The following is a 13,672-nucleotide window of genomic DNA, read 5'->3' as shown; positions in this document are numbered from 1 at the left end:
GTGACCTCACCGCGTAAGGTTGAACTCCGGCGAATCCTTATTACCAAATTCCGCCATCATGGCGATGTGCTGCTGACATCGCCGCTATTTTCCATTCTGCGTCAGCATTACCCGGACGCCCAAATCGACGCGCTGGTGTTTGCCGACACGGCGGAAATGCTATCGCTGCATCCGGCGATTGACCAGCTTTATACCGTCGACAAAAAATGGAAAAAACTTGGGCCGTTCGGTCATCTGGCGAAAGAGTGGGCGCTGCTGAAAACGCTGCGGGCGCAACGTTATGACGCCATCATTCACCTGACCGAGAGTATGCGCGGTTTATGGATCGCGCGTCTGGCGGGCATCCCGCTCGGCGTCACCTTTCGCAACAGCGCACGCGACAAACTGTCGTTCTGGAAAAAGACGTTTCAGTATCGCGTACCGCGCATTCCGCGCCGCCACACGGTGGAATCCCATCTGGATACCCTGCGAGTACTGGGGATCCAGCCGGAACCGGAAGCGCGTCGGTTACAACTGATCGCCGGCGAGGAGGCCGATCAGGCGGTAGACCAGAAACTGCGGGCCCAGCAATGGCAGGGACAACCCTTCATCGTGGTTCATCCAACATCGCGCTGGCTGTTCAAATGCTGGAAGAGCAGCGCGATGGCGGAAGCCATCAACACCCTGTGCGAACGCGGCCACACCATCGTGCTAAGCGCTTCGCCGGCGGAAAGCGAAATGGCGATGATCGCCGACATCAAGTCGCGCCTGACCCATCCGGTGTTGGATCTGGCCGGCCAGTTGACGCTCAAACAGCTGGCGAGCCTGATCGGCAAAGCACAATTGCTGCTGGGCGTGGACTCGGTGCCGATGCATATCGCGTCTGCGATGCAAACGCCGGTGGTGGCGCTGTTCGGCCCCAGCGGAGACACCGAATGGGCGCCGTGGATGACCGTCAACCGGGTGATAGTCTCCGACCGCCATCCCTGCCGCCCTTGCGGTAAAGACGGTTGCGGCGGCAGCAAGGTTAGCGACTGTCTGCAGCAAATCAGCGTTCAGCAGGTGTTGCTGGCGGTTGATTCGGCACTGCTGGAGGCACAGGGATGAAACTGGCGATCGTGCGGCAGAAATACCGACCGGACGGCGGGGCGGAGCGCTTCGTTTCCAGGGCGCTCGACGCGCTCAGCAACCACCGTTCACTGGATGTCAGTGTTATCACCCGCAGTTGGGAAGGCGCGGAACAGGTCAACCGCAGCGTTATCATCTGTAACCCGCGCATCACCGGCCGGGTCCAGCGCGAGAGCGCGTTCGCACAGGCTGCTCAGCAGCACTTCGCCGCGTTCGATCTGGTGCAGAGCCACGAACGGATTCCAGGCTGCCATATTTACCGCGCCGGCGACGGCGTTCATCAGTCCTGGCTTACCCAGCGTTCGCGGATTCTCAACCCGTTGCAGCGACGTCTGCTGTGGTGGTCCGGTTTTCACCGCTATGTGATGGCGCAGGAGCAGGCGATGTATCAGCATCCATCGCTGAAAGCCGTCATCTGCAACTCGCAGATGGTGGCGGATGAAATTCGCCACTACTTTGGCGTGCCTGCCGATAAAATTCAGCTGATTTACAACGGGGTAAACACCGACACCTTTACCCCCGACCTGCGCGCGACCTACCGACACGCGCTGCGTCAGCAACTGGGTGTACCGCAAAACGCGCCAGTGATGCTGTTTGTCGGTTCCGGTTTCGAGCGCAAAGGGCTGGCGGGCGCGATCCACGCCATCAGCGGCGTTCCTCAGCATCCGCACCTGATCGTGGTGGGGAAAGATAAGCACAGTCGTCGTTATCAGCGTCTGGCCCGGCGGCTCGGCGTCGCCGATCGGGTTCATTTCGTCGGTATGCAGCCGGATACCCGGCCCTACTACGGCGCGGCGGATATGCTGCTGCTGCCGACGCTGTACGACCCGTTCCCGAATGTGGTGTTGGAAGCGATGGCCAGCGGACTGGGGGTGATTACGTCACAACAGTGCGGCGGCAAAGAGTTTATCCAGTCAGGTTTGAACGGGTTTGTTTGCGATTCGCTGGACTATGACGGCCTGCGCCAGTCGGTACGACAGGCTTGCGAAACCGGGTTCGGCGGGTTTGGCGAGCAGGCGAGAGCCAAAGTGGAACGCTACGACCTGCGCTTTCTGAGCGATAACATGCTCAAACTCTATGAACAGTTGATTTGATGCTATACCGGGTGCGCCGCGATTTTCGGCGTATGCCTTTCGGTAAAAGAAGCCGGGTCACGGCCGACGTTACGTCCATGACCCGGCTGTCGGATCAGATAAAACGCTGACGATCGTAGCGATACTGGCTCAGCCACAGTGCAAAACAGAGCATGCTCAGATTGGCATGTTCATGATGGAAAGTGGTGTTAACCAACCCGACCACCAGCGTGACCACCAATGCCGAGCAGGCCGCCCCCCACGATAGCCAGGAAACCGGCAACGCATTTTTCTTCGGTATATAACGCGCCAACGTCACGCCCATCGCGCCAAACAGGCTGAAGACCCAAAAAGCGCCCCAGACGCCGTTTTCCGCCAGCACGTTGATAAAGATATTATGGGCATGAGAAACATGTGTGAACAGTGGCTTATCTGGCCATTTATTGATGTCGATTTTCTCGAAGTTTTCTTTCCCTACACCAAAGAAAGGATGCTGTTTGAAGACATCAAGAGCTGAACTCCAGATAACATCACGATAACTCAATACATTGTTATCCGAAGCATTTTGCTCCTGTTTTACCACAACGCGCGCATTACTGAGGATTGCAACCGCAATTAACCCGGCGATAAAGACAGCAGGCAGCAGCAGAAATTTTTTATTTTTTCTGGCGAACCCTACTCCCAAAACCAGCGCCACCACAAGAACGGCCCCGAAGGTCGCCCGGCTTTCACCAAACGCCACATAGACCAGAGACAGCGCCAGCATGGCTATCCACATCAGTCGTTTGCCAACGCCCAACATCGACCAGTAACTGAACAGAACCGTCAACGCCATCCCGCAAATAATAGCGTTATAGATGGCGGCGTGATTCACATGACCAACCGAGTTGAGCGTCCAGTACGTTTCCCTGCCGAGGTAAAAGTGTTCCCACGCGCCATAAATCAGACCGACGAATGTCCCCAGCGTGGCCCAGAACACCAGACCGATTTTCTGCTTTTCGCTGAAACTGGCATGATAGATCACCCAGCCGAACAGCATATAACGGGCTACATCGGTCAGAGAACGCACATCGGTGTGATAAGCGGAAAACGGCAGGCCAACCAGATACGAGAGTATGTAAAGGGCAAAAAACAGATCCCACCCTGACCACTGGCGCTCTTTTTTATTCATGACCGCCTGAACGATCACCCACAGCAGCAACAGCGCCATTGCGATGTTTTTAGGCGCTTCGGCCAACGGGTTAACAAAAATAGCCAGCGCACTGAGAAAATACAGGCCGCGATTATCGGTACGTCGGGTGTTAAACGATAACTGAGTTGTCATTAAATCTTTCTCAACAAATGGGTAAAAGCCGTCTGAATCTCAGGAAGGGAAATCTGTTGCATACACGCTGACTGCCCGTCGCAGAACTGCAGGCAGCGCGTTTCATTCCGATTGCACCGTTCAAGCCAGGACAATTCACGGCCAAATAGCGTGTGCTGGTCGCGACAAGGAATCGGGTGGAAACCGATGTTGATAATCGGGTTATTCTGCCAGAAGCGGCCGGGACCAAACGCGACCGGATTACCCGGACCATACAGCGTCATGGTCGGGGTATTGACCCATTTCGCCAGATGCGCCACGCCGGTGTCGGCGCAGATCAGCGCTTTCGAACCCGCCAGCAGCGTCAGCAGTTGCGACAAAGACAACTCACCGGCAAAACTGCGATAACGCCGTTCCGGGTCAATCGCGTCAACGATATACCGTTCATTGCCGCCGCCGCTCCATACCGGGGTGTAACCTTGCGCCGCCAGCCAATCCGCCAACGCCAGCCAGCGCTCCGGCGGCCAGAAACGCACCGGATTGCTGGCGCCGACATGCAGTACGACAAAAGGCGACTCCGGCGAGGAAAAATCGCACGCCGGCGCAGACCAGCGCTGAGGCGCGGGCAACGCGCCGTCCGTCAGGGCGGCCATCGCGTCGCCCCACGCCATCGGTTCAACCGGATAGTCTCGATATTCATTGACCGGCCAGCTCTTGGCATTACGCAGCGCAGGTCGATGCGCAACGATCCAACGGCTGCCCGCCGCCAGCGCCAGCCAGCTATAGCGGTTGTCGCCTGGAATCAACGCCAGATCATAGGGTCCGCTGTTAACAATCGCCGACACCGACGACGCCGAAGCGGGTTGGTAAGGCATCGGCACTACGCCGTAGGGATTCAGGCGATAAACCTCGACGAACGGCGGCTTGCACAGCAGCACGATTTCCGCCCGTGGATAATTACGCCGCAGCTTGGCCAGCAACGGCGTCAGCATCACGGTATCGCCCAGCAACAGATTGTGGGCGACCAGAATGCGTTTCACCGCTGTCGGCGCGCGACGCCAGGGCTTTTTCAGCAACTGCAGCAGACCGCGCGGAAAAATCCGCAACCGGGCGGAAAATTTACTCATGAACGAGTCGACCGCAGGCTGTTCCGGAAAATAGTGGTCATTCGGTCGAGCATGATATCCGCGCCAAACTGCTCGGACGCGCGTTTGAGCGCCGCTTCGCCAAATTGGGCGCGCAACGCATCGTCGCCCATCAGTTGACGCAATTTCTGTTCCAGCAACGCGGTGTCTTTGGGCGTGATCAAATAGCCGGTCTGTTCATTGACCACCGCTTCGTCAATCGCGCCGACCGTGGTCGACACCACCGGCAAGCCGCAGGCCATCGCCTGCATAATGCTTTGCGGTACGCCTTCGTTGCCGTAGGAGGGCAGCACAAACAGATCCATGCTGTTCAGGCAATCCGGCACATCGTCGCGGTTGCCCAGAAAAATGACCCGATCGGCCAGCCCCATCGACGCGACCTGCTGCTCCAGCGCCTGACGCTGCGGCCCATCGCCCACCATCAGCAACTGCCAGTCCGGAAAATCCTTCGCCAGCGTCTGCCAGGCCTCCAGCAGATAGGTGTGCCCTTTCCAGGAACGCATGGTCGCCAGAATACCCAGCGTCGGCCGATCCGGCACGCCGATGGTCTGACGGGCGCTCTGCCGGGCAGCCTGACGATAAAAGCTCAGGTCGATGCCGGTCGGCACCGAGGTCATATGCGACAACGGATAGCGATTGTCGCGATGCAACTGCTGACGCAGCCGTTCGCCGGTGGTGGCGATGTGGCGGGTTGCGGTCATGTACAGCCAGCGGGTGGTCAGCGAACGGTTGATGTCGGTGGAAACATGGCGGGTACGCACCATCGGCGGCACCCGTTTTCCCAGCATCAGCCCGGCGACCGCGACCAGCCAGGCATCGGTGGAGCTGTGCGTATTGATGATATCGAACGCGCAACCGTGCTGACGCAGCCAACCGACCAGCGCCAGCAGGGAAGACAACCGTTTTTTCTCGATCGGCAGCCCAACCACGGCAATACCCCGCGCCTGCGCTTCACGATAAATATTGGAGTGCGGACAACACAGAATGGTGACCTTATGGCCACGCTTCATCATTCCCTGAGACTCCGTAAGAATACGAATTTCCTGCCCACCCCAACCACAAGAGGACTCGGTATGTAATATATTTAAAGATGTGTCTAACATCTTTTTATACCTATATCAAATAAGCCTTAAATCATAAACCGCCTATAATACATGAAGGCTGGCGAAGAATCCTGTACAAAATGCGTTCGTCATACGTTAAAGAGAGGATTGATTTAAGATCGGAATCGTAAAACGGAATGTCGCCAGGCTGTTCAACTTTCTGCCATTTTTCGATAACGCCACCACCTTCTCCCCACGGGATCAAACACATTTTGAAATAAACCACCATATCGTTAAATATTATTTGATAATTCACTTCATGAGTTGATAAATATATTTTCTTCACCGGATAAAAACAGAGTAAATATTTATTTACCTTGTCCTTTTGTTTTAATTATCACGTCCCTTTATTCCCCTAATTGATGTTTCCTGCGACGAATAATCCTGTTTGTCATCAATCATTAATCCAACGTGCAACGGTGCAATTTCCAGCGCTAATTACCTGTTTCTTCGGTAGAAAGGAGAACACCGGCCGTAGCCGGTTAAAATGATAGATTTAACCGCTATAAATATATAGAATTCGCTATCGCCGACTATAATACCGATGATTATGTTACAAACGCTGTACACCTTTCTGTTTTACATGATCCAGCCGCTTATCTGGCTGCGCCTCTGGCTCCGGGGCCGCAAAATCCCCGCTTACCGCAAACGCTGGGGGGAGCGCTACGGCTTCTACAGGAATCAGGTAAAACCCGAAGGCATACTGCTGCATTCCGTCTCCGTCGGAGAGACGCTGGCCGCGGTGCCGCTGGTCCGCGCCTTGCGCCACCGTTATCCATCTCTGCCGATTACCGTCACCACCATGACGCCGACCGGCTCCGAGCGCGCGTTATCCGCATTCGGCAAAGATGTTTACCATGTCTATCTGCCCTACGATCTGCCCGGCGCTATGGCGCGCTTTCTCGACCATGTGCAGCCGCGTCTGGTAATCATCATGGAAACCGAGCTGTGGCCTAACCTGATCACGGCGCTGCACCAGCGCAAAATTCCGCTGATCATCGCCAACGCTCGTCTGTCCGAACGTTCCGCCAACGGCTACCGTAAACTCGGCCGCTTTATGCGAACGCTGCTGCGTCGCATCACCCTCATTGCGGTGCAAAATGAGGAAGATGGCGAGCGCTTTATCAATCTGGGGCTGAAACGCACCCAGTTGAACGTGACCGGCAGCCTGAAATTCGATATTTCCGTCACGCCGGAGCTGGCCGCGCGCGCCGTGACGCTGCGTCGACAGTGGGCGCCGCAGCGCCCGGTGTGGATCGCCGCCAGTACCCATGAAGGCGAAGAAAAAATCATCGTCGACGCCCACACCGAATTGCTGAAAGCCTTTCCTACTCTGTTGCTGATTCTGGTGCCGCGCCATCCCGACCGTTTTGACGATGCCAAAGCGATCGTCCGCAAGGCCGGGCTGGAATATACTCTGCGCAGCGCAGGTACCGTTCCTCCCGCCTCGTCTCATGTAGTGATTGGCGATACCATGGGTGAACTGATGCTGCTGTACGGCATTGCCGACCTGGCATTTGTCGGCGGCAGCCTGATTGAGCGGGGCGGACACAATCCGCTGGAACCGGCTGCGCACGCCATACCGGTGCTGATGGGACCGCATACCTTCAATTTCAAGGATATCTGCGCCCGCCTGCAGGAATCCGATGGGCTGATCACCGTGCGGGATACCGCATCGCTGGTGGAACAGGTCACCACCCTGCTGTCCGACGATGATTATCGCCGTTATCACGGCCACCATGCTGTGGACGTACTGCACAAAAATCAGGGCGCGCTGCAAAGTCTGCTGGCTCTGCTGGAGCCCTATCTGCCGCCACGGAGTCAGTAATGAGCCGGAAACGCCTGTCCGTCGTTCTTATCAGTCATAACGCGGCGGAGCTGCTGCCCGACTGTCTGGCGTCAGTCGACTGGGCCGACGAGATTATCGTGCTGGATTCCGGCAGCAGCGACGCCACACTGGATGTCGCCCGCCGCCACGGCGCGCAGGTTTATCAGAACACCGACTGGCCCGGTTTCGGCAAACAGCGTCAACTGGCGCAGCAGTATGCCAGCGGCGATTACATCTTCATGATTGATACCGACGAACGGGTCACGCCGGCGCTGCGGCAATCCATCGAGACGACGCTCGAATCCCCTGAAAGCGATGCCGTCTATCGCTGCGCGCGCCGCAATCTGTTTCTGGGGCGCTTCATGCGCCACAGCGGCTGGTATCCGGATGAGGTTATCCGCCTGTACCCCAACCGCTACCGTTACAACGACAACGCGGTACACGAATCCCTCGATTATGGCGCCGCCCGGGTGATTTCGCTGGATGGCGACCTGAAGCACCTGACCTGCCGGGACTTTTTCAGTTTCCAGCAAAAGCAGTTCGCCTACGCGGCAAGCTGGGCGGAAGAGCGCTTTCGTCAGGGCAAACGCTGCGGTTTCTCCTCCATCGTACTGCACACGCTGGGAGCGTTTGTCAAAACCTGGCTGTTGCGGGCCGGCTTTCTGGACGGCAAACAAGGACTGTTGCTGGCCATCGTAAATGCACAGTACACATTTAACAAATATACTGGTCTATGGGCCCTGAATAACCGGCGCGACACTCACCAGGAACATCAGCACCATGAAGACTAGAGCCATCTATCCCGGCACCTTTGACCCGCTGACCAACGGCCATCTGGACCTGTTGACACGCGCGGCGCGCATGTTCGATCACCTGATTCTGGCTATTGCCGCCAGCCCCGGTAAAAAAACGCTGTTTACGCTGGAAGAACGGGTGGCGCTGGCTAAAGAAGCCACGCAGCATCTGTCGAACATCGAGGTGGTTGGGTTTACCGATCTGATGGCTAATTTCGCCCGGCAGCAGCGGGCGACGATTCTGGTGCGGGGGTTACGCGCCGTGTCTGATTTCGAATACGAACTGCAACTGGCCAAAATGAACCACCACCTGATGCCGACGCTGGAAAGCATATTTCTGATGCCATCGGAGCAGTGGTCTTTCATCTCATCGTCATTGGTTAAAGAAGTTGCCCGTCACGGCGGCGACGTTTCACACTTTTTGCCACGACCTGTCGCCGCTGCTCTGCTGGAAAAATTAGGCTGAGCGCTACGCTATCGTTGTTTAATTACTCCGGAACGGATTGCGCTTAACGCTGACAGCACTTACAGAAAAAAGTGCTGCGCTGGCCCTGCTTGATGCTCTCAATCGGCGTGCCGCAATGGTGACAGGGCTCGCCGCTGCGGCCATAGACCTGCAACTCCTGCGCAAAATAACCCGGTTTGCCATCGGACTGCAGAAAATCCCGCAGCGTGGTGCCGCCCTGCTCAATCGAGCGTTGCAATACCTGCTTGATGGAACGTACCAGTTGGTCCGCTTCAACCTCAGACAGCGAACCCGCCGGCCGGTTCGGCAGAATACCGGCGTTAAACAGCGACTCGCTGGCGTAGATGTTGCCTACGCCCACCACCAGCTTGTTATCCATAATCCACAGCTTGACCGGCGTTTTACGACCGCGGGATTGGGTGAACAGATAGCGACCGGAAAAATCGTCGCTGAGCGGTTCCGGCCCCAGATGCGCCAGCACCGAACTGGTCGCCGGGTCATCACACCACAGCCAGGCGCCGAAACGACGCGGATCGGTATAACGCAGCACCTTACCGCTGTCCATCACCAGGTCGACGTGGTCATGCTTATCCGGTTCGCTGTATTCCGGCAACACCCGCAAACTGCCGGACATGCCAAGATGGACGATTATCCAGCCGGTCGTCAGCTCAATCAGCAGGTATTTGGCGCGCCGCTGCACACTCAGCACCGGCGTATCGCTCAGCGACAGAATTTCAGGAGAGACGGGCCAGCGCAGGCGCGCATTACGCACCTCGGCATACAAAATAGTATGACCGACCAGCCAGGGTGAAATGCCGCGGCGGCTGGTTTCCACTTCGGGTAATTCTGGCATGCGTCCTCCGGTGAAACGTCCTGCTGAAGCGATAAAAAAACCCGGCCGAAGCCGGGTTTTTCAGATCCACTAAAATTACTTGATTTTAGCTTCTTTGTAGACGACGTGCTGACGAACGACTGGATCGAATTTTTTCAGTTCCAGTTTTTCCGGCATCGTACGTTTGTTCTTCGTAGTGGTATAGTAGTGACCAGTACCAGCAGAAGAAACCAGCTTGATCTTCTCGCGAACACCTTTAGCCATGATTCAGTTCCTTAATACTTTTCACCACGGGCACGCAGATCGGCCAGAACCGCTTCGATACCCTTTTTATCGATAACACGCATACCTTTAGCAGATACGCGCAGCGTTACAAAACGCTTCTCACCTTCAACCCAAAAACGATGGGAATGCAGGTTTGGCAGAAAACGGCGTTTAGTCGCATTCATTGCGTGGGAACGGTTATTACCGGTCACCGGACGCTTGCCAGTAACTTGGCAGACTCGGGACATGTCTATTCTCCAAAAATCAAATCAGCTCGAGCTTCGTAGAGGGTGTCGGCCGCCTCGTCAGGCTTTAGAGCCCATCTCAGCAACTTCACTGAAAAGACTCTGTCATCAGGGTAAACCTGCTGAGATAGGCTCTTAACGCCACACCCAAGATTCTCAAAGGTGGCGTAGTATACGCTCTGAAGCGTATGCGCTCAAGTCCCGAACAGCTAAAGATCCCACAGGATCGCGGAAATATCTTTCAAATCCACCCTCGCTCGGCAAAAGAAACGTACTCGCCGCGCCCGATAACCAGGTGGTCGAGCACCCGAATTTCCAGCAACTGACAGGCTTGCACGATTTTTCCGGTGATGGAACGGTCGGCCTGACTGGGCTCCGCCCGACCGGACGGATGGTTATGCGCCAGAATCAGCGCGGCGGCGTTGGCTTTGAGAGCCTCACGCACAATCTCGCGCGGATGCACCTCCACGCTGCTGATCGTGCCGGCGAACATTTCCTGATGACGAATCACTCGGTGCTGGTTATCCAGAAACATCACCAGAAAGATCTCCCGTTCATGATGCGCCAGCAGCAATTGCAGATACTGCTGCGTCACTTCCGGGTTAAGCATGGCGTCCTCCCGCGCCAGATGGGAAGAAAACAGCCGCCGGGCCAGCTCCGCCACCGCCTGCAGCTGCGTATATTTGGACACCCCCACGCCCCGTGCGGTGCAAAAGGTGTCTTTGTCCGCCATCATGAGCTGATACAACGACCCAAACTGCACCAGCAGACTTTCCGCCAGTTGCATCACATGCGTACCTGCGATGCCGGTACGCAGAAAGATCGCCAACAGTTCCGTATCGCTCAACGCCCCGGCGCCCAGCGTCATCAGTTTTTCACGCGGCGCACACCCGTCATTCCATGCCATTGCTGCTCTCCTTGCCGAACGGTGGCTTATCATCCCATGCGTCCGCCAAAGGGACGACAGGCCGGTGCGCGGGTTGCGAGGCGTTCCGCAATTTTTTCTGTATCAGGAAATGCGATACCTAACATTCCTCGACCTGCGGCAGCTTATGATAAAATGCAGCCTCTTTTCGGCTGACAAACGGATATAACGATGACAGATTCTTCCAGTCTGCACGGGCTTTCCGGCACGCTGCTTGCGGAAAAACGGCTTGCAGGAAAACATGTCGTACTGGGCATCAGCGGCGGCATCGCCGCCTACAAATGCCCGGAACTGGTTCGACGCCTGCGCGACAGAGGCGCCGAGGTGCGCGTGGTGATGACGCCCGCCGCCAGCGCGTTTATCACGCCGTTGACGCTGCAGGCGGTGTCCGGTCATCCGGTATCGACCGATCTGCTGGATCCCGCCGCCGAGGCCGCCATGGGCCATATCGAGCTGGGGAAATGGGCGGACCTGGTGATTCTGGCTCCTGCGTCAGCAGACCTGATCGCCCGGATGGCGGCAGGCATGGCCAACGATCTGCTGACTACCGTCTGTCTGGCGACGGCGGCGCCTGTCGCCATCGCACCGGCCATGAACCAGCAGATGTACCGCGCCGCCGCCACACAGCACAATCTGGGCGTGCTGGCTGCCCGCGGCGCGTTGATCTGGGGTCCGGACAGCGGCAGTCAGGCCTGTGGCGATGTCGGCCCCGGCCGGATGATTGATCCGCTGGAGATTGTGGCGAACGCCGACGCGCACTTCTCTCATGTCAATGATCTGCAACACCTCAGTGTTATGGTGACGGCAGGGCCGACGCGTGAAGCGCTGGATCCGGTGCGCTTCATCAGCAATCACAGTTCCGGGAAAATGGGATTCGCCATCGCCGCCGCCGCCGCCGCGCGCGGGGCTCGCGTGACGCTGGTGGCAGGCCCGGTTAATTTACCGACGCCTGATAACGTCACTCGTATTGATGTCATCAGCGCGCAGGAAATGCACCAGGCCGTGATGCGTGAAGCGCCGCAGCAGAATATCGTGGTGGGCTGCGCCGCCGTGGCGGACTACCGGGCGCAGGCGATCGCCGATGAAAAGATCAAAAAACAGGGTGATGAAATCAGTGTCACTTTGGTCAAAAATCCGGATATCATCGCCGATGTGGCCGCCATGAGCGAAAACCGTCCTTATGTTGTCGGGTTTGCCGCCGAAACCAGTAATGTGGAAGAATACGCGCGCCAGAAACTGGCCCGCAAACAGCTGGACCTGATTTGCGCGAATGATGTATCCCTTTCCGATCAAGGGTTTAATTCGGAAAATAATGCATTGCATCTTTTCTGGCCAGGCGGGGATAAGCGCCTGCCGCACGGCAGCAAACACCTGCTGGGCCAACAGTTAATCGACGAGATTGTCAGCCGTTATGATGAAAAAAATCGACGTAAAAATTCTTGATGCGCGTATCGGGCAACAGTTCCCGCTGCCGACCTACGCAACGCCGGGTTCTGCCGGGCTGGACCTGCGCGCCTGTCTGGACAGCGCGGTGGAACTGGCGGCTGGCGCAACCACGCTGGTGCCGACCGGTCTGGCTATCCACATCGGCGACCCGTCGCTGGCTGCGGTAATATTGCCTCGTTCGGGCCTCGGCCACAAACATGGCGTAGTGCTGGGCAATCTGGTGGGTCTGATCGATTCCGACTACCAGGGTCAGTTGATGGTGTCGGTCTGGAACCGCGGTAGTCAGTCTTTCATCATCGAACCCGGTGAACGCATTGCCCAGATGGTATTCGTGCCGGTGGTGCAGGCCGAATTCAATCTGGTTAACGATTTTGTCGGCAGCGAACGGGGAGAGGGTGGTTTCGGCCATTCCGGCCGTCACTGATACGCCCCATCCCTGCCTCCCAGGAAAACTATAAAGCCACAGCGTTAATGCGACTGTGGCGCTATCTGGTGTTTGTCCGTCACATTTTTATCAAGGGTCTTTTCTGACATGGCAGAGAAAGAAAATACGAAAAGGAATCGTCGCGAAGAAATTCTGCAGGCGCTAGCGCAGATGCTGGAATCCAGCGACGGCAGTCAACGCATTACCACCGCCAAGCTGGCCGCCACCGTCGGCGTTTCAGAAGCCGCGCTTTACCGGCACTTTCCCAGCAAAACGCGGATGTTTGACAGCCTGATCGAATTTATTGAAGACAGCCTGACCACTCGCATCAACCTGATTCTGCAGGATGAAAAAGACACCTTTAACCGGCTGCGGCTGATTTTGTTGCTGATTCTCGGCTTTGCGGAGAAAAACCCCGGCCTGACGCGCATTCTCACCGGTCACGCGCTGATGTTCGAGCAGGATCGGTTGCAGGGCCGCATCAACCAGCTGTTTGACCGCATCGAATCCCAGTTGCGTCAGGTACTGCGCGAACACAAGCTGCGTAGCGGCGAAGCGTTCCGCCATGACGAAACGCTGCTGGCCAGCCAGTTGCTGGCGTTCTGCGAAGGTATGCTGTCGCGCTTTACCCGCTCCGAGTTCCGCACCCTGCCCACGCAGGATTTCGATACCCGCTGGCCGCTGCTGGCTGCCCAGCTTCAGTAACCGCACTGCGTG

Annotated in this window: 15 protein-coding genes; 8 read left to right on the top strand and 7 right to left on the bottom strand. The window is 56.9% G+C overall.

Going from position 1 to position 13,672, the window contains the following annotated elements; all coding sequences use genetic code 11:
* Positions 1-1,086: a putative lipopolysaccharide heptosyltransferase III gene (rfaQ, locus tag CVE23_RS00860; protein WP_100848684.1), complete on the top strand. Its 1,086-nt coding sequence runs from the start codon at positions 1-3 to the stop codon at positions 1,084-1,086.
* Positions 1,083-2,201: a glycosyltransferase family 4 protein gene (locus tag CVE23_RS00855; protein WP_100848683.1), complete on the top strand. Its 1,119-nt coding sequence runs from the start codon at positions 1,083-1,085 to the stop codon at positions 2,199-2,201. The genes rfaQ and CVE23_RS00855 overlap by 4 nt, the downstream gene beginning before the upstream one ends.
* Positions 2,202-2,295: 94 nt before the next feature.
* On the opposite strand, the gene CVE23_RS00850 is transcribed toward CVE23_RS00855, so the two are convergent.
* The 3 genes from CVE23_RS00850 to CVE23_RS00840 are packed head-to-tail and all read right to left on the bottom strand — an operon-like array spanning position 2,296 to position 5,731.
* The gene (locus CVE23_RS00850; protein ID WP_038920562.1) at positions 2,296-3,504 is read right to left on the bottom strand and encodes an O-antigen ligase family protein; all 1,209 of its coding nucleotides are present in this window, start codon (positions 3,502-3,504) and stop codon (positions 2,296-2,298) included.
* A complete protein-coding gene (locus CVE23_RS00845; RefSeq protein ID WP_100848682.1) occupies positions 3,504-4,610 on the bottom strand; it encodes a glycosyltransferase family 9 protein in 1,107 nt (368 codons plus the stop codon). Before CVE23_RS00845 ends, CVE23_RS00850 begins: the two co-directional genes overlap by 1 nt.
* Positions 4,607-5,731 carry a glycosyltransferase family 4 protein gene (locus CVE23_RS00840; RefSeq protein WP_038663493.1) on the bottom strand — a complete coding sequence of 375 codons (1,125 nt, stop codon included), beginning with the start codon at positions 5,729-5,731 and terminating at the stop codon, positions 4,607-4,609. The genes CVE23_RS00845 and CVE23_RS00840 overlap by 4 nt, the downstream gene beginning before the upstream one ends.
* A gap of 550 nt (positions 5,732-6,281) precedes the next feature.
* On the opposite strand from CVE23_RS00840, the gene waaA reads away from it, so the two are divergent.
* From waaA to coaD, 3 genes are read left to right on the top strand one after another with little or no spacing between them, the layout of a single operon-like run.
* Positions 6,282-7,559 carry a lipid IV(A) 3-deoxy-D-manno-octulosonic acid transferase gene (gene waaA / locus CVE23_RS00830; RefSeq protein ID WP_100850379.1) on the top strand — a complete coding sequence of 426 codons (1,278 nt, stop codon included), beginning with the start codon at positions 6,282-6,284 and terminating at the stop codon, positions 7,557-7,559.
* Complete coding sequence (locus CVE23_RS00825) at positions 7,559-8,350, top strand: glycosyltransferase family 2 protein (protein ID WP_100848680.1); 792 nt, start codon at positions 7,559-7,561, stop codon at positions 8,348-8,350. The genes waaA and CVE23_RS00825 overlap by 1 nt, the downstream gene beginning before the upstream one ends.
* Complete coding sequence (gene coaD, locus CVE23_RS00820; protein WP_038920566.1) at positions 8,340-8,819, top strand: pantetheine-phosphate adenylyltransferase; 480 nt, start codon at positions 8,340-8,342, stop codon at positions 8,817-8,819. The genes CVE23_RS00825 and coaD overlap by 11 nt, the downstream gene beginning before the upstream one ends.
* A 43-nt stretch (positions 8,820-8,862) precedes the next feature.
* On the opposite strand, the gene mutM is transcribed toward coaD, so the two are convergent.
* The 4 genes from mutM to radC form a co-directional block, all read right to left on the bottom strand.
* Positions 8,863-9,672: a bifunctional DNA-formamidopyrimidine glycosylase/DNA-(apurinic or apyrimidinic site) lyase gene (gene mutM / locus CVE23_RS00815; protein ID WP_100848679.1), complete on the bottom strand. Its 810-nt coding sequence runs from the start codon at positions 9,670-9,672 to the stop codon at positions 8,863-8,865.
* 75 nt (positions 9,673-9,747) lie between these two features.
* Positions 9,748-9,915 carry a 50S ribosomal protein L33 gene (rpmG, locus tag CVE23_RS00810; RefSeq protein ID WP_012763802.1) on the bottom strand — a complete coding sequence of 56 codons (168 nt, stop codon included), beginning with the start codon at positions 9,913-9,915 and terminating at the stop codon, positions 9,748-9,750.
* Between the two features lie 11 nt (positions 9,916-9,926).
* Positions 9,927-10,163, bottom strand: coding sequence for a 50S ribosomal protein L28 (gene rpmB, locus CVE23_RS00805; RefSeq protein ID WP_012763801.1), 237 nt, complete (start codon positions 10,161-10,163; stop codon positions 9,927-9,929).
* 238 nt (positions 10,164-10,401) lie between these two features.
* Entirely contained in the window at positions 10,402-11,067 is a 666-nt protein-coding gene (gene radC, locus CVE23_RS00800; protein ID WP_038920568.1) for a RadC family protein, read from the bottom strand.
* Positions 11,068-11,256: 189 nt separating this feature from the next.
* Between radC and coaBC the strand changes: the two genes are divergently transcribed.
* The 3 genes from coaBC (at position 11,257) to slmA (ending at position 13,660) form a co-directional block, all read left to right on the top strand.
* On the top strand, positions 11,257-12,528 hold the full coding sequence (coaBC, locus tag CVE23_RS00795; protein WP_049855320.1) for a bifunctional phosphopantothenoylcysteine decarboxylase/phosphopantothenate--cysteine ligase CoaBC: 1,272 nt from the start codon (positions 11,257-11,259) through the stop codon (positions 12,526-12,528).
* Positions 12,497-12,955, top strand: a complete 459-nt coding sequence (gene dut, locus CVE23_RS00790; RefSeq protein ID WP_038663517.1) for a dUTP diphosphatase — start codon at positions 12,497-12,499, stop codon at positions 12,953-12,955. The genes coaBC and dut overlap by 32 nt, the downstream gene beginning before the upstream one ends.
* Positions 12,956-13,063: 108 nt before the next feature.
* Positions 13,064-13,660: a nucleoid occlusion factor SlmA gene (gene slmA, locus CVE23_RS00785; RefSeq protein ID WP_013319939.1), complete on the top strand. Its 597-nt coding sequence runs from the start codon at positions 13,064-13,066 to the stop codon at positions 13,658-13,660.
* Positions 13,661-13,672: the final 12 nt, after the last annotated feature.

Origin of the sequence: Dickeya fangzhongdai (assembly GCF_002812485.1) — a bacterium.
GTDB classification, from domain to species: domain Bacteria; phylum Pseudomonadota; class Gammaproteobacteria; order Enterobacterales; family Enterobacteriaceae; genus Dickeya; species Dickeya fangzhongdai.
Note: the sequence above shows the minus strand (reverse complement) of the source record. Positions and strands in the feature narration are given on the sequence as shown.